Raw genomic sequence first — 17,134 nt, 5'->3', positions numbered from 1 at the left:
AGCAGATAACTAAAGTATTGTGAATAATCAAAAAAAACGTACCGGCTACCATCATTTCATATGACCGGGATAGATGCCGCGCAGTGCGGTTGTTACTTTTTCAAATACTTCTTCAAGTGAGCCGTCATTTTTTATCCATACAACAGGTATTTTTGTTTCTTTTAATAATCGCATATAAGATTCCCTGTAAATATGCATAACTTCTACAGACTCGTCTTCAGATGCCCCCCCTCTTTTCTCATAGCGGTTTTCCAGCTCACTCAGCGGAGCATCTATAAAAAAATATAAATCAGGTACGCGAACGCCTTCAAACAGATCAGACATATTCATACTTCCTCCTACTGCCAGGTGATAGGCGGCAAAGCACAACGCATGTCGGTCGCAAACCAGGAAATCGTATGCCCCGATATTCGGTGCAATGCAGGAGTGGTAATGCTGTAAAAAATCCAGGCAACTGGCATAGGAAACTGCTTCCGCAAAGGACCCGGTAACCCAATCCTTATTACTGTTATAGTTTCTGTGATGATAATTCTTTATAACCGAAACATTCCGGGAGAATGTTTTCTTAATATAAAGCGCACGGTCAAAAAAATCTTGTTCGTGGAGATAATCAACGATAGAAGTCTTTCCACTTCCATCTACGCCACAAAATGCGATGATCTTAGTCATTAAGAATAGATAAATGTTGATGTATAATGCCGGGAAGTCCCTGAAACATGGCCTGTACAATTAAATGGTGTCCTATTGATACCTCTGCCAGCCCCGGAAGATTCCTTATCAGCCCCAGGTTATCTAGTGTCAAATCGTGCCCGCAATGCACCCTTAATCCCAGCTGATGCGCCAATGCGGCTGCGGCATACAGCTGTTCATAATAATGTTTCCGCCTATCTCCTGTGGCCATCGCATAGGGGCCTGTATAGAGTTCTATTGCATCAGTACCTGTTTCTTTCGCCAACCGGATCTGATCAATTTCCGTACCGGAGAAAAGGCTGGTTCTGATACCTGCTGCTTTCAGCAATTTAACTTTCTTACAGATATCTTCATAATCTACTTTCAGATCAAATCCTTCCGAAGAAGTAATTTCATTGGGCTTGGTAGGGACCAGCGTACATTGCGTAGGTTTCACCTCCAACACCATATTGATAAACAGCTCGTGGGGGTCGCATTCAATATTGTATTCAACCCGTCCATTAATATGTGCTTTGACCACCTGCAGATCTGAAAACCTGATATGCCGCTGATCAATCCTGGGATGCACAGTAATACCCTGGCAGCCCGCTGCAATCACCAGTTCCACTGCATCCCCCAGATCGGGAACATTAATATCCCTGGTATTTCTTAATGATGCTATTTTATTGATATTCACGCTTAGATTAATCATAGGTCCATCAGGTTATGTTCACGTAAAAAACTGACAATTTCTTTGTATTCCTCCAAGGTAATTTTCGCATTTTTCTTGTGTGCCGCAGTAAGATCATTTGCCGCTCCATACTGCCACCACGACTCCCCGGTATCTTTGTCCAGGATAATCATTTTTTCCTTGAGTGAAGGTCCCCGGATGATTAAAGAAACGCCGTCAGCCTCGGCATGCAGGGTATGTATGAAAGAATGATGCAAACAATACCCATCTCCGGCTTTTTCGTACCGGATAACAACAGGTTTGAGGTCTGTATACCTCAGTGCTGTTGACAGTTCCTTTTCTGTGCTGTACAGAATATGCTTATAGCCTCCCTTCAACACTTTACCGGCAAAAGTCCAGCGATGATTATGCGCCCGGTCTACCGCATCATCTTTAAAAATATGCAACCGCAGGCGTATCCCCCTATCATCAAACAACACCAGTTTTATCAGTACCGCGTCGTATTCCGATAATTCCATCAAGGTATTGTTGGTTTCAACTGCCGCAATAAACTGACTCAACAGGCTTTTATGTGTGGCCAGTTCCTGTAAGATACCGGTGGTACTACGCTCCACTTCCTGCAGATCATCCCAGTTAATCCCGGACAAAAGAGACAACTGCTGCTCTACCATGCTTTTATCCATCATTAAATTACTAAGTTTTAAAATGATCCGTTTAATCAGACTGCCAACGTGCCTATAAAAAAAGTACGTCAGGTAATGATTACAGCCGGAGAGAAGCTACTCTGCATATCTTTCGGCATATTATTCCGTTCTCCCGCTTCAGGTGATATTGCTATGATACTGATTTCGGTTGGAATTTTGTCTTCTTTTACCCGCAGAGCCAGCGCAATTTCTGATATCTGTTCCTTTGTCAGGGTAATTTTTGTTGTTGTTGCCATGTTACATTAAATTTTAGTTTTAATTAGTTTATCTACTATAGTTTTAAAAGAAAAATCATCATCCGTCGCCTGTTGCCTGACAAGCGTACCGGCTGCGGCTATTTTCGTCATTTTCTCCCTAAATAATGTTTTAAAGGCAGCTGCCTCATACCACGCGCCTATATTGGTATTTCTGCCGGCGACTTCCTCCACTGTTTTTATTTGTTCCGCATGCTGGTATAAAGGCCATATGATAGCCTGTTTATTATAATGTTCTATCTCCATGATTGAACTTACTCCAGCCCTGGTAACCACGAGGTTTGCGATAGCCAGAATATCTATATACAGCGGAGAGAAGGCATAAAACAGGAAACGTTTATCCTCCCTGAACTGATCGCTTATCCGGAGATAATCCGGCTGATCTACACAAAGAAAAGCATGTACTTCTATTTCTTCACCCTCACATTCTTCTTTGATGATGCTCAATGTGTGCTGCAAAAATTCAACATTTTGTTTTTTCCAGATCTGCACCAGGTCTGCGCTGTTGCTATAGGTGCTCGTATTGGCGGGGAGGCTTACCCCACCGCCATTTCCTACCAGGAATGTTTTTTTTACGCTCTGCCTGACAGGCAGCCTGGGGGACCTCACCAGCAATGTTTTAACCGACCGCTCATATACCTGCTGTGCTTCCTCCCAGATATCATGCTGCTGAAGTGGATAGCCATTGGCTATCAGCACCTCGCATCTTGAAAACAGCTCACAGAATAAATCTTTGTATGGCCTGTTATGGGCTTTGGCCATCAAAACCTCCGGATTATAAATCAATCCCATCCTGGCGTTGGTAAAAGGCTGTATTACAGGAAGCAAGTATTCCCCGGAGGATAGTATAAAATCAGGACCGAAGTCCTGTATGACCGGTTGCACTTTCAATAACAAATCATCAATTACATTCAGTCCTGCCCAGCATTCATAAGAAGGATTGATATTCAGGTCAACTACCTTATAATCCGTTTCTTTCAAAAATGAAATACCATTATCATAAGAGCATATCAGTATTTCACAACCGGCTATATTCTTCTTCATATAGTCGAGCAGTACCAGTCCCGGTGTTACATGGCCCAGACCGGGCCGCCCTCTCAGACATGCCAGTATTTTCATGAGCAGGTTGACTTAAATTCGTGTATAAATCCGGAAAAAATTTCGCATAAAAAAGCGGGGGCCATATCATATGGCGGGGCTACAATAAAAGTATACCTTTGGTCATAATCTATTGTTTCATACATCGATAGTTGCCTGGCAGTTAATGTAGCTTTAAACTGATGCCAGCACGTCTTGTCAGTAATCGTTATCCTGAGAAGATGAACGTATGCCCTGGCCTGAATACCCGGTATGCTATCAAGCGCAAGGGCCTGTTTCTGCAAACAGTCCGACAAGGCTTTCATCTGGCCGGACGCTTCCAGCTTGTCGTATCTTTCCATTACCCATGAACAAATACGTTCTGAAAAAGGATTTATGCCGAATGTATGACCAAAGGAAAGGCTATTTTCAGGAAGTGTATCTGTACCAATATTATTCAACAGCAACACAGATAAAGGCGTTATGCCATTTGTCAGCCCTTTCGACAAAATGGTTATCCGGGGAGGGGTTTTCATGGCCGTCGCTATACTGAAATATCCATGCCGGTAACACCCACAGGCAATTTCATCAAAAATTGTGATCACATGAAGATCCTCCATTGCCTTCACAAAGGTATTCAGCTGTTCTATGCTGTAACCAAAATCGCCGGTTATATTGATGGGATCAACAACAACACTAATCAGCTGTTTGCCGGTTCTTTGCTGATAAGCGGCAATATTTAAGGGCGCTGTCTCTATATTATCCAGCACCAATACTTCTACGGCGGCTTTACTGAGGTTTGAACGCTTTCCTATGCGATCATTCAACACCGAGGCAAATAGTGTATTACCATGATAGGCTCCTTTCAATACGGCCACAGCAGGCGCCAGGTCCGGGTGCATATGAGTGGCATGATGCAGTACCAGTTTAAGGGCCATCTCAATGGCATCGCTTCCGCTTGAACACCATACCATATCATCGAATACCTGCTTCGTCCTCTCCAGCATGCGGGCTTCCAGTCTTTCAATTTCCGGTGTTGTTACTCCATAGGAAGGAGTAAACATATAATTTTCGAAATTATACGGGAAGGAGGTTGTTTCATAGAGGGTTTGTACAAGCGTGCCACCTGATAAATCAAGGAGTTTTTTTCCAGCATTGTCAACCAGATAATATCCATCCCGGTAAAGGTACGTTTTCGGTTTTTTCCCTCTGTGTCTTAAATTTGATATCGTCATTTAACTTAAAATTAAACATCATAAATCAGGGGCTCACCAGTGGCTGTTTATCCAACCAGCCACTGTTATATGAGATAGCAGTCAGGCGCCAGACACCTTGTGCTGTATGATTTTCATCTGTTGTTCAAAAAACTTATATGCATCTGACGCCTGTAAGTATTGCTTCCACAGCAACAGCCGTTCTTCCTTTTGCCTTATATTCAAAAACCCGGACAACGTAGCGGCATCTGGCTGCAGTAGTTGTGCATAAGAGATCCTCACGGAAAGCTGTGACTCATTTGCTCCAAAGTGATGAGCGGACAATGCCGGTACCTGGTACCTGTTAAATAATGCTTCCAATTCACTTCCTTTACTGATTGATAAATTCCTCTCAAGGCTTTCCCTGTACTCATCAAAATTCAGGTAAAGATAAAATGCGCCCTGAGGGGGAAGCATATCTATCTCTCCTTTCCATTTGTTATAAATTGATAATCCTGTTACTTCATGCATGTCACTTATGACCTGCAACAGCGCCGGGGTATGCCGGGCACTCAACAAGGCTATTAAAATATGCTGGCTGATGGCCGAACACCCGGACCAGGTGGCGCCGGCGATGGCATGAATATTTGTTCTCAGTTGTGTTCCTGCTTCCCCCTGCGGTAGCACACAATAACCGCCCCTCCAGCCCCCCCCGGAAAATGATTTGCTCATACTTCCAATAACGGCCACGTTGTCAGGAGAATACCGGTAAGGGCTGACGAAAAAATTATCTGAGAAAACAATATCTGCATATACCTCATCAGAGATAATGAACACGTCGGCTGCACGGCAAAGACAGGCAATCTCCTCCATCTGTTCCTGCTGAATAACGGCGCCCGTCGGATTACTGGGAGAATTTAATATCAACGTGTTGCCGGCCGCATGTTGCAGCAGTTTTTTGAATGCTGCCAGGTCAAAACCACTACCTCCGGATGGATATGCTTCAAAAGGAATAATCCGTTTCCCCAGCATTTTGGCCTGTGTAAAGTAGGTAGGCCAGGAAGGAACCGGAATAATAACATCGCCTTCCAGGGATTGTAAAAGATTATAGATCGCCATTTTACTTCCGGGCGAAACAACTACCTGGTCTGATAAAATATTGCTGCCAAGCCGGCCACTTATTTTTCCGGCAATTAAGCTTCTCAACTCCGGTATTCCCAATTCCGGTGTATAAGCAGCTGTATCAGCCAGCAGCTGCTCCGGCCTGACGCCTAATACTTCCAGGCATGGCAGCAGCACTTCCCCGAAACCCGTCATTAACGGGGTATCCTGATGCGGTTTAGCAGAAAATTTTTTAGCGATTGTTTCCGATGGAATAATCCCCAGGTCTTTAATCATCATTTTTCATTCTTCCGTTTATAAATTCCGCAATTTCTTTTATAGAAACTTCGCAGGTATCTATGTCGCTGAATATTTCCTTCAACTCCCGCTGATCTGCCATCCCTCCGTTAATTCCCTGTACTTCACAGAGCACCCCAACGGGAGGTTCACCCGCTAATTTCAGCAAATCAACGATCGCTTCCGTATGTCCGTTTCTTTCCAGTAAGCCACCGGTTTTGGCAATCAGGGTGGCGATATGCCCCGGGATAACAAAGTTCTGGATACTGGCACATTGCTCGCTTACCTTTACAATAGTATGTGCCCTTCCTTCGATCGAAACGGCTGAATGTGTCATGTGTTTATAAGAAATCGGAAAACCAAAGGGCGTATCAAAAAAATCATTCCCGTTGGAATTGAGTCTCTGAATGCCCAGCTCACCGGCCTTCTCACTGCTAAGTACCAGACATAGTAAGCCGCCGCCGCGCTCCTGCAATAATTTTACCAGCTGCGGATTTACATGCCGTGCTGAAAATGCAATATCGTATTCATTTTCGCGGTCAACCGAATCAGAAATCAGTACAGGTTTTCCTGTAGCTAAATATTCTACCGCTTTATTAATTCTTTCCATAATGATTGTTTTTTTCCGCCATTCCGGGAAGAATATTCATTTCCCTTAATTTTTTGTAATGGTCAATATCTTTAGTTGCCTCCACAAAAGCCGGGTGACTGACGCCAATTACAACATCTCTTTTCACTGTTCGTCCCCGGAATCGCCGGTGATATTCTTCCCTGAAAGCCTCCCAGTCAGCGATTTCATCCACTTCAAACAAGCCAAACCAGTCATATTCCCCAAGACCACAGGCATGATATCCAAATGTTTGCACTATTCTCGGTTGCCATGAGCTAATAAAATTATTAACCGCAAGCTGACTTTCCGCTTCTTCTTCAGGTGTTTGCTGGAAGTAAAGATCTGAGTGCTTAACTAAAATTAAAATCCCGTATTTCTTCATAACGATACTTTAATAATTAAAAAATATTTTGGTTTATATAAGTAATAGCACCGTAATACCGAATGCTACCCGCTACCAGCCAAACGGATATCCGGCTGCCGGCTCAATTTCTTCAGTATCCGAAAAAAAATAAATACAAAGATGACGGACGTAAGCAGGATGCCTGAGAGTTGCCCGGTCATTAACCCCTCCACCGGCTGATACTTCATTGCAGCCATCATAAAAGCATAGCTCAATGTCACGGTAACAATACTATGCGATATGAAAATGCCTGGTTTCCCTACAGATAGAAAGCCAAACTGCGCACATCGCGGTAATATTTCCACGAGAAGAATAAGAAAAGTATAAAATATAAAATAACGCAGCAGGTTCCTGGCAGACACGTCTGTAATGCCGTATATATCTGCTATATATCCTGATGTTAGTACAAACAGCAGTCCAATCCCAAAATGAACCACACCTGTAATGATGGTTGCCTGCCAGTACACTGTTGCATAGCCTGCTATATTTCTTTGAGACAGCAGTTTACCGAATTCGACCAGGTAGGCAGATACTACTCCTCTTACTGGCATAATGCAGATATTCTTAAGTTGCTCTGCAATACCAAATACGGTGATAGCCAACGGCCCTTGCCCGAGTGCCAGCTTAGTAAATAAAACACTCCTGATGGTAAATACCATGGAGGAAATAAATACGGACACGACATCTGTTACCTGGGCCTTAACTGTAACCTGAAGTAACCGGTTATGCACCATGCATTTTCCAAACCTGCATAACCGGTAAAACGTACTTCTCGCCGGCCATAGCCATATTCCAAAAATCACAAGAAAACCTGCCAGGTAAGAAAGATTGGTAGCAATAGCAGCTCCTTTAATTCCATACCCCATCATGAATATCAACAGGGGATTTACAAGAAGATTAACCCCCAGCATTACCAACAACGCGATATTTGCCTGCCTGATTTTGCCAATAGAAGTAATAAACTGCACCAGCAAACTAAAATATACCTGCAATACAAACGCGGAAATCATATTGCGCCAGTAAATGCGAAAGTACCCACCCGTAGGCACTTCCCCAATCCTGTAATAACCGATTATACGATCTGTTAATCCATTAGACAGTAGAAAAACGGCGATGGCCAATATAAGAGCAATAATGAACACGACATAAATCTCCCGGAATAGCGTACTTTCATCAGATGAGCGGCTAACGCCATTGGCAATCGCTACGGCTATGGCAGCACTGATTCCACTCACTACGGAAATTAAAGGGATTGATAAAACAATGGCCTCATAGGCAGCAGCAGCATACCGGTAAACAAATATACCATCCATAATGGCAAGAAAAGTAATTGCGAGTCCGCCAAAAGAAAGTGGAATAGCGGTTTTCACAAGTTTGCCTATCATCGCTGCATGTATGTGTATCATATTTCCTATTTTATAGTATCCGTAGTATCCATCACTTTACCAATCATCTGATATAAAGTAGCAGCCGACCTAAACGTAGCAGCGTTCAAATATTCGTCCGGAATAATAATTCCAAACTCATCTTCAATAACGATGACCAGGTTGATGGAAGCCATAGAATCCAACCCCATGTTCTTTAGTGGTTCATTCCAGTCAAATACTTCCGCCTCCGGTGCAAACTTCAGGTACGATCTTAAAATATTAAAAAAACGTTCTTTCATATATATGCTATTTTTTTTCTGTTAATTTCCAGTTTCGATACTTCACAGACTGTTCCGTCGAGTACGCAGATTTCTACAGGTGGTTCAAAACTCAGAAAGCCGATCAAACTGGCCGTGAGACTATAAGCGCCTACATTTTTTATAACGATAATATCTCCGCAAAAAAAAGGAGTTGTGGTAATATCATAGGTAAAAACATCCAGCGGGGTACATAGCGGTCCGGCCAGCACCCAACAGGAAAGCGGCTCATGAGCTTTGTCTTCTTTATGGATATCTATTTCATACCTGGGTACCCTCCTCAATCCGGCCATTCCGCCCAGGTGGTTAATACCGGAGTCGAGTATTCCATATTGTGTATTGCGGCACCATTTAACGTCCTGCACTGTAGTTGCCAGACATCCGCTTGCCCCTACCAGGAAACGGCCTGACTCGAAAATAAATCGCGGGCGATGGTTTGGAAAATAACGAGCCAGAAGGGCTGCCACAACAGGTTGCAGCGGCTCATACCGGGGCGATGGCTCGTTGTTGGCGAAGGGATGCCAGAAACCACCTCCCAGGTTTATTACTTCCGGCTTTATATTCAATGCGTTCCCCATCCTGCAGGCACATTGCAGTCCTATCTCAAAAGCTTCTGTCAGATGTGCTATCGTCGTGATATTTGATCCCATGTAAGTATGAAATCCCACTATCGCCACATTCTTTTTCCGGGATTTAAACCTTTCCGGATAGCTGATAATAAGCGCTTCATCAATTCCAAACTGAGAATCCTTCCCCATCATCGTCAATGATATTCCCCTGGCGGCTTGTACCGGATTAATGCGCAGCAATAAACTGATTTCCGTTGCAGGAAAATTATCTGCTGCCTTTTCTATCCGGCGAAGTTCCATTTCCGATTCAACAGAAAAAAAAGCGATACCCTTATGTAACGAAAATTCCAGATCGGATATACTTTTCCCAGGACCTGTAAACAAGCACCGCTCTGCCGCCACTCCTGCCTGGAGAGCGGCGTGTATTTCGCCGGGAGAAGACACTTCTACTCCCGCTCCACAGTCATAGAGCTGGCGGATAATGAACGGATGCGGGTTAGCTTTTACCGAATAAAAAATTGCAGCTTCCGGCGGCAAGCATGTCTGCAAATGCTGATATGCAGCTATTACTTTGTTTATATCATAAACATATAAAGGGCTCCCGTAACTACCGATTAAATCCTTATAATCCATAACTAAGTTTTAATGCTTTTTTATCGATTTTTCCATTTACATTACGGGGAATCGCGTCAACAAAAATGACCCTGTCCGGCACCTTATATTCCTCCAGGCATTCTCTCAAAGCATTCAACAGCATACTTTCAGAAATTGACGCCTGTTTTTCCAGCAGCAATATGATGCTGTTTTCATTACCGGCAGATACCACTGCCACCTTATCAGAGCGGACAATCCGGGCGGCCTCCTGCTCAATTTCCAACGCAGAAATGCGAAATCCCTTGTTCTTCAGCAGTTCGTCGTTTCTGCCATAGAAATACAGATATCCATCTTCATCCATGCTACAGGTATCGCCTGTAAACAATGACCTGATATTATTACCAGCCCATACCCTAAATTTCTCATGGGTTTGAATAGCATTATTCCAGTATCCCGCTGTAACATGTTCCCCTTGAACGATCAGCTCTCCCCTGGTATTTCTTTCCACCTCATTCCCCGCCTGATCGATGATAAAACACCGAGTGCCGCTCAAGGGTATGCCTACAGAATCTTTTTTTTTGATCAGCTTTGCCGGAGGTAAAATAGATACCCGCTTACATTCTGTTAACCCAAACATGAGGGCAACATCTACATGTGGGCAGTACTGTTTAAAGCGAAGAATAAGATCATAACTCAGATAGGACCCTGTATTAGTAATCAGCCGGACATCCGGAAAGTAACAGCCGCCTCCTTTCCGTTCTATTAACTTTACCAGCATTTCGAATATATGCGGGTTGATGGGGAGACAGGTTATTTTTGTTTCAACAATCCTGTTGGCGATAAGTGGCCCGGCTTCTCCTTCCATCCCCAACATGATGGTTGCGCCAACATTAAAAGCCAAAAACACCTGGTATAACCCGTAATCAAAAGACAATGGTAAAAAACTGCCAATAATATCTGTTTCCCTGATATCAAGCGCTTGCTGAATCGCCTGCACTGAGAAAAGGATATTCCTATGCGTGGTAGCAATTCCTTTGGGTTCACCCGTACTTCCGGAAGTATAGATTAAGCCGGCGATGGCATCTTTATCGTTATTTCCTACTGTTTCGGCAACCATTAACGGTGTGCCATGTAAATCAATTTCTTCTATAAGAAGCGGGGGCACTGCTGTAGCCTGCGCAATGATTCCGGTATATTGCCCGCTGCTCACAATGCAGGAAGGCACGGCATTACCGATAATCCGTTGCAGCGTAGCAGGAGTGGTTTTGTCGTTAATAACGATGAAGATAACGCCTATCCGCGAAGCGGCCATTATCAGCTTAATCACCATAGGATGATTAGGTAAAAAAATTATCAACCGGTCTTCTTTTTTCAATCCTGCCACCTGAAGCCACTTCGCCATTTTCTCCGTTTCTGCCACCAATTCGCCGTAACTGATGATGGTGTCGCCGAAAATAATCGCCGGTTTCGCGGCAAAATGCTTCTCCTTCTGGTATAAAATATGATGTAAGCAATTCATCAGGCAAAACTTTACAATGATTTATTTCCTGGTCAGAAAATCCTTTCTATCCTTCCATGCCAGCCGATCCCTCATATTACCATCCCATCCATCGCCGCTATCCATGCTGGACTGATGGGTGCTCGAGAGCCACGCATCACTGACCCTTTCTGCTATACCTAAATCGTCCAGAATATTTAATGAGAAGGCGCCATCAAGATGTTGTAACACCCATAACACCGGCATTTCTATATTATTCTTTTGCACGATTTCCCAAAAAATGCCATCTTTCAATACCAGCTGGTAATGCCTCCATAGCCGGACGATATCACTGAATTTCATCAGGTTAACATCATTTTCAAACTCCATCCATCTTTCAAACCAGGCTTCCCTGAATAGGTGAAGGAGGACAAACAAAAACTGGTAGCGGGGTGAAAAGGAGGATATGTAACTGTTCTCTATCCGCCTTGAAAGGAGAATCTGTACATTTTCCTTAAACGCATCGTCCTGGTTTACCTCAAAATCGCTGTTATGCCAGGTAAATTTGCTGGAAAAATCAATGGTTACACCTCTGTATATGGCATCATGGGTGCCAATACTCATAGGAGGAAGATGATCGGGATTCATGCGGTACAATACCATCTCCTGTCTGGCAAAGGGAGCCACTTTATCCTGAAAATGATCGTAATATCCATATTCAAATCCACGGTGTTTTAACCCCTGTTCCACCTTAGCCATATCCTGCTGCCGGATCATAAAATCCACGTCCACACAAAAATTCCTTACTCCTTCCTCTTCATATATTGTTGCATCCAATACCAGACCTTTGGTACAAACAAAAGGAATACTATTCTCACATAAAAAAGAGGCGACTTCCCTAACTTTCATTTTAAAAACAAGCGCCTTGTGGCGGTTGGCCAGAAAAGCTTCCTCCAGGTGCATGCCTATCTGAACAGGGATATACGATGCGAACTCTCCCTGTTCATTCTTTCCGTATTTACAAACATAGTAGCCCAGTGTAGGTAACAGTTTATGTCTTACTGCCTGCTCTATTAACTCTCCCCAGAAAACGCCGTCTTTCAGTATTGCTGTAAAATGTTTCCCAAAATCGGCCGCTCCGCCGGAAGTGCAAATGAACTCAAGTATTTTCCACTCTTTATTATGTTTCATATTAGTTCGGTTAAAATCTATAAATGATATTGTTTATAGCACGGGATCCTGTATGCTGCCGGTCACGCTGGCCTTCTCCCTTCCGTAGTAAACGCACATACCCAACGCCAGCGCAGAAAGTCCGCATAGTAATCCAAGTACATACCTTTCTTTTCCCGGCAATGAAAAAAGCGTTGCCATACCTACCCCTGCCAGTAAAAAGATGACTACTTTTTTGGTGCTATCTGAAAAGTAGCCGGTGAATCCGGAAGATTGAATATTTCCTTTCAAGATTCGCATGCTGGATATCATCAGCATGATATAGATAAAACACATCAGGGAGGATGCAGCTACTGCAAAAACCAGTTCGCTGCCTGTATAATAAACAGGAATAGTTAGAGCTTCCACTAACACCCCCAGTGTGATGATGGCCACATAAGGATTTCCGTTACGTAATGAGATGCGGGTAAGTACTTTTGGAAGTTTATTTTCCCGGCCAAGCGCATACAGCAGCCTGGCGCCTCCCATAATGCCTGCATTAAAGGTGGAGATAACACACAGGGAAGACAGCAATACAATGATCCATCTGCCATCCATAAATGTGATCTGTTTTGCCAGTTCCAGCTGATAAACGTTGGTATTTACAATTTGTGTTCTCGGCAAGGTAAATGAAGCTCCAATGATGAATATGCCATACACCAGCGTCCCAATTATGATGGCGATGGGCATAGATGCCGGAATTTTCACTTCATAAGATGACTTCGAGAAACCCAGGGGAGTTACCCATTCAAATCCTACAAATAAGAAAAAGCCAATACCCACAGCAGCAGGCAGGTGTTGCAGGTAGATCAGCCCATTTGATATGTCCATAAAATCGGCGCTTCTTCCGGCAGGTCCGTTTGCGACACCATAAATGCCGAGAAACAGTATAATGAAACACATCACCACAGTGGTAACAAACTGCACACTTCTCGATAAACGTAACCCATAAAGATTAACCACTACGATTAAAAATATCATGCTGCTAAATATAAATACCGGATCAGCTCCGGGAAATATGAGCCGGTAGATATTTCCAAACACGCTGCTTTCTACGGCGCCCGCTATCAACAGGAAAAAAATATACAGGTATACAAAAAAAAGTGATACGCGGTTAGGGAAAGCTTTTTTAAGGTAGGTCCTTATACCTGGCGCAGAAGGATATTTGTAGGCAAGACAGGCGATAGCATCTGCAATTACAATACAAAGCATGCCGGCAATACCTAATGCAATAAGACTCCAAAAACCGGTTACATTTTCAAACATACCGGAAATAATAGCATAGGAACTATTGTTGATAAATATACCTACGCATACAGAAATATAAAAAAGCAACTCAAATTTCTTCATGATGATATTTAAAATCCCCAGATTATTAATATAATTCCATCTAATAAAGATTCATCCTTGTCTTCGCCGTAAGTAGACATATCTCCATCTATTACTGCTTCCGTCGGATTGAGCTTTCCGGTGAATATTTCGACAAATGTTTGATAGGTGGCTTCGGCGACAAACATCTTCGGGCCAATGATTTCCGACGCTACAATATCTATCAGGTAGCCATTTTCTACTACGAGCGTATAGTTTATCTCCGGGTCCGTTGCCCTCAATACAACATGTATATTCCAATCACCGAGCAGTTTACGCAACTTTATATTGGTATTGAGATGCTCCCTGAATTGTTGCAGATGTCCGTAAAGTATTGCACTCATACTTTGTTGATTTTTTGCTTATCGTTCAAAACCGGTTACTGTTTAAGAAATATTAACACGTTTTACATCACAAAATTCGAATTGATGTTTCTTCCCTATATCTCCTATCTTTCGTACCTGGTCCACCGTTATATTCCCATAGGAAAAATTCACCCAACTTTGTTCCAGCCCCAATAGTATGGTCTCTGAAATACAGGCATAAGCGGTTCCATCTTCCAGTGGAAAGCCTTTCAAAGGGAGTTTTGAATTATCCGGCAGCTTTACGATACCACCAAAAAAAACTTCGATATTCTGGTCATTATCTATTAGTTCCTCCTTTACATTCATAGGTACCGAAACATCGTACACCAGCGTATTAGGACTAAGATGTTCAACGCCTATAAAAGGATGTGGATCATTGGTAGCAACGAAAACAATGTTACATTGTTTCAATGTTGTTAGATCACTGAAAATTTTAATGGGATTATGCTCCTGCAATTCATCTTCCAGTGCAAGAAATGGATTTGCTGTATCGATGTTAATCAGCCCCTGTTCTACCTGATTATAAAACCGGGACTCCTTTATCACACATTCCAGTGGTGAAAGAGCGCCAGGATGAGTAGCCCGCAGCAATAATTGTATAATGTATTTGGTTAACTCTCTTGCCGACCTCTCTACCCGGGCCAGCCCAGCCGTGGTATCGCTCCCTTTCAGAAAAATCCTTGAAGCAAAACTGGCAGACATTTTTGCATATACCGAGCTGATATTTCCTGCCGCCCCCAGGATGCCAATAACGCATTCACGCATTAGCCCCTCCTCTTTCCGCTGTTTTATTTTTTCAATAATTGACTGAATGCCTATGTACACCGTGAAGCTATTACCTGTAGTCAGGCAGATGTTCTTTTCGGGGATGGAAGTGCCGTTCCTGGTAAGAATAGATGTATACTGCCCTAAGCCAACCAGGCTAACATTATGTTTTTTTCTCAGTTGTTTTATCGCCAGGTGGCAAATCTCTGAATAGGCAGGCAAAGATCCATTCTTCAACGCGGTTCTGGCCATCGTGGATGTAAACGGCAACGCGGCAAATAGTATCTCCACTTTATCTCCTGTTGGGCTTTCAATGATCTGACTGCCTGTAAGAATATAAGATTTTATGTCCACCACATCTTCCAAAAAATCTTCAATAACATGCTTAGGTAAAACAGATAACGAGTAATCTGATTTATATACATTCTCGGTGTCAATATAATGGGCCAGGAATGCTACCCTGTTGACAGCACCGGTGTCCTGCACCGCTATACTGCCATTCTCAAACTTCTGGATTGGTCTCAGATTCCTGTATTTCTCGGGAAGGAGAAAATTAATCAGATGATAAATATCTTCATTTGCCAGAATCTCACAAACGCTGGTAAGTCCTTTAAGCAGGCGACCAATATCATCATTGGAAATATAGGCACTGGGTTGAATTCGCAATGTAAAGCTCTCCGACAAAGTGGCTCCGACCCGGATATGATGGGTATTTAACAGATACCCCGATACCAGATAGTTAAACCGCCTGGACCGGGACAAAAACTGCAAAGGATAACATGCACTGTTGTCAAAGTTCCTGAACTTCACACCAATCATCAATCCAACGCCTGAAACACTATCTAAAACACCCGGGAATGCAGCTTGCAACTTCTTTAGTTCTTCCTTGATGAAAGCCCCCTTTTCCATAATACTTCCGGCCAGGGTAGCCATCAATGCCATCCCCCTGAGTGCCACGGCAGACGTAAACTCGTCTTCTGCAAACGTAGAGGAATGCAATAAACCAAAATCTTCATCATACTCTTTCCCGTTAATGACCACTGCTCCTATTTTGGCAAAGCCACCGCCCATTGACTTCCCGAGCAGGTAGTAATCGGCGTTTACGCCAATAGACCTGGAATACAGGAAATGGCCGGTCCTAAACATTCCCGTCTGTATTTCATCCACAATCAATGGAATCTTCCGTTCAGCACAAGCACACTGCACCGCGCGCAAAAAATCCGGCGATATCTCCCTGACCCCACCTTCTCCCAGGATCGGTTCAACGATTACGCCTAAACATGCATTAAATAACACCTCTTCTGTTACCACATTACCATCGTAGGAAACACGTGGAATGTAGAGCGTTATTACATTGGCGTCCAACATCTGCTGAACTTCAGTTATATCCCCATCAAAAAAACCAGCATCATATTTTTCTGCATCGAAAAGAAACAAATCCTTAAAATCATTGTTATAAGTGACCTTTAAAGCTCCCATCGTTTTGCCATGAAAAGCACCTTTCACTGACAATACACATGGAACAAGCCGCGATATTTTCCCGTCATTTTCCTGCATCACCGCATGTTTAAAGTCGTCGAAGCTTTTGTAAACCGTACCTTTATGATTTAAAATCATGCTATACCGGCTTTCCCATAAACTGCTTACATAATTAAAGCGGATGGTAATATCGTCGGTGATCTTATTTAATGCCTTTCTCTTTTTAAGCCTGATATGCTTAATTGCCGCTTCTACGGATTCTGCGCCGGAATTTGTCAGCGTAGTGATGTATTTTTCATCGGGGTTTACCAGTTCACTTATCTTTTCACACAGCAAACCGGTATGATATTTTTCTGAAAGTTGCGTATGAACCGGCAAACCGCTATCGAGTAATTCATGTATATAGGCTTTCATTGCCGGGTGATTATGCCCCAGTAACAGGCTTCCGTAACCGCCCACAAAATCAACTACCTGTACATCTTCTTCACCCCCTGCAGGCTTATAATATAGGTAATCCGCTATTCCCTTGTAATAAAATTTATCAATTCTAAGCAGGCGCATTAACTTACTCAGACCTGGCCTGGCATATTTATTATAACTCATACTTTTTTATTCAGCTTATTTA

At 43.2% G+C, this 17,134-nt stretch carries 17 protein-coding genes; all 17 read right to left on the bottom strand.

The window, feature by feature from the left end; genetic code table 11:
• Window positions 1–51: 51 nt before the first annotated feature.
• Window positions 52–669 (bottom strand): dTMP kinase, encoded by a 618-nt coding sequence (locus KE626_RS30945; protein WP_211976952.1) that lies wholly within the window; start codon window positions 667–669, stop codon window positions 52–54.
• A complete protein-coding gene (locus tag KE626_RS30940; RefSeq protein WP_211976951.1) occupies window positions 662–1,381 on the bottom strand; it encodes a pyridoxine 5'-phosphate synthase in 720 nt (239 codons plus the stop codon). Before KE626_RS30940 ends, KE626_RS30945 begins: the two co-directional genes overlap by 8 nt.
• Window positions 1,378–2,046: a hypothetical protein gene (locus KE626_RS30935; RefSeq protein WP_211976950.1), complete on the bottom strand. Its 669-nt coding sequence runs from the start codon at window positions 2,044–2,046 to the stop codon at window positions 1,378–1,380. The genes KE626_RS30940 and KE626_RS30935 overlap by 4 nt, the downstream gene beginning before the upstream one ends.
• Window positions 2,047–2,111: 65 nt before the next feature.
• Window positions 2,112–2,300, bottom strand: a complete 189-nt coding sequence (locus KE626_RS30930; RefSeq protein WP_211976949.1) for a hypothetical protein — start codon at window positions 2,298–2,300, stop codon at window positions 2,112–2,114.
• A gap of 6 nt (window positions 2,301–2,306) precedes the next feature.
• On the bottom strand, window positions 2,307–3,437 hold the full coding sequence (locus tag KE626_RS30925; RefSeq protein WP_211976948.1) for a glycosyltransferase: 1,131 nt from the start codon (window positions 3,435–3,437) through the stop codon (window positions 2,307–2,309).
• Complete coding sequence (locus KE626_RS30920) at window positions 3,434–4,630, bottom strand: aminotransferase class III-fold pyridoxal phosphate-dependent enzyme (RefSeq protein WP_211976947.1); 1,197 nt, start codon at window positions 4,628–4,630, stop codon at window positions 3,434–3,436. Before KE626_RS30920 ends, KE626_RS30925 begins: the two co-directional genes overlap by 4 nt.
• 81 nt (window positions 4,631–4,711) lie before the next feature.
• The gene (locus tag KE626_RS30915) at window positions 4,712–5,989 is read right to left on the bottom strand and encodes a pyridoxal phosphate-dependent aminotransferase (protein WP_211976946.1); all 1,278 of its coding nucleotides are present in this window, start codon (window positions 5,987–5,989) and stop codon (window positions 4,712–4,714) included.
• Window positions 5,979–6,596, bottom strand: a complete 618-nt coding sequence (locus KE626_RS30910; protein ID WP_211976945.1) for a 3,4-dihydroxy-2-butanone-4-phosphate synthase — start codon at window positions 6,594–6,596, stop codon at window positions 5,979–5,981. The genes KE626_RS30915 and KE626_RS30910 overlap by 11 nt, the downstream gene beginning before the upstream one ends.
• Window positions 6,583–6,978, bottom strand: coding sequence for a hypothetical protein (locus KE626_RS30905; RefSeq protein WP_211976944.1), 396 nt, complete (start codon window positions 6,976–6,978; stop codon window positions 6,583–6,585). Before KE626_RS30905 ends, KE626_RS30910 begins: the two co-directional genes overlap by 14 nt.
• A 65-nt stretch (window positions 6,979–7,043) precedes the next feature.
• The gene (locus KE626_RS30900) at window positions 7,044–8,405 is read right to left on the bottom strand and encodes a hypothetical protein (protein WP_211976943.1); all 1,362 of its coding nucleotides are present in this window, start codon (window positions 8,403–8,405) and stop codon (window positions 7,044–7,046) included.
• 5 nt (window positions 8,406–8,410) lie between these two features.
• Complete coding sequence (locus KE626_RS30895; RefSeq protein WP_211976942.1) at window positions 8,411–8,665, bottom strand: phosphopantetheine-binding protein; 255 nt, start codon at window positions 8,663–8,665, stop codon at window positions 8,411–8,413.
• Window positions 8,662–9,885: a type III PLP-dependent enzyme domain-containing protein gene (locus KE626_RS30890; protein WP_211976941.1), complete on the bottom strand. Its 1,224-nt coding sequence runs from the start codon at window positions 9,883–9,885 to the stop codon at window positions 8,662–8,664. Before KE626_RS30890 ends, KE626_RS30895 begins: the two co-directional genes overlap by 4 nt.
• Complete coding sequence (locus tag KE626_RS30885; protein WP_211976940.1) at window positions 9,875–11,365, bottom strand: class I adenylate-forming enzyme family protein; 1,491 nt, start codon at window positions 11,363–11,365, stop codon at window positions 9,875–9,877. Before KE626_RS30885 ends, KE626_RS30890 begins: the two co-directional genes overlap by 11 nt.
• Window positions 11,366–11,386: 21 nt before the next feature.
• A complete protein-coding gene (locus KE626_RS30880; protein WP_211976939.1) occupies window positions 11,387–12,514 on the bottom strand; it encodes a nucleotidyltransferase family protein in 1,128 nt (375 codons plus the stop codon).
• A gap of 33 nt (window positions 12,515–12,547) precedes the next feature.
• Complete coding sequence (locus KE626_RS30875) at window positions 12,548–13,882, bottom strand: APC family permease (RefSeq protein ID WP_211976938.1); 1,335 nt, start codon at window positions 13,880–13,882, stop codon at window positions 12,548–12,550.
• A gap of 8 nt (window positions 13,883–13,890) precedes the next feature.
• Complete coding sequence (locus tag KE626_RS30870; RefSeq protein ID WP_211976937.1) at window positions 13,891–14,244, bottom strand: SCP2 sterol-binding domain-containing protein; 354 nt, start codon at window positions 14,242–14,244, stop codon at window positions 13,891–13,893.
• Between the two features lie 42 nt (window positions 14,245–14,286).
• Window positions 14,287–17,112: an aminotransferase class III-fold pyridoxal phosphate-dependent enzyme gene (locus KE626_RS30865; protein WP_211976936.1), complete on the bottom strand. Its 2,826-nt coding sequence runs from the start codon at window positions 17,110–17,112 to the stop codon at window positions 14,287–14,289.
• Window positions 17,113–17,134 lie beyond the last annotated feature (22 nt).

It is taken from the genome of Chitinophaga hostae, from assembly GCF_018224885.1.
In the GTDB taxonomy this organism is placed as follows: domain Bacteria; phylum Bacteroidota; class Bacteroidia; order Chitinophagales; family Chitinophagaceae; genus Chitinophaga; species Chitinophaga hostae.
The sequence above is the reverse complement of the archived record's forward strand: the minus strand, read 5'-3'. Positions and strand labels throughout refer to the sequence as shown.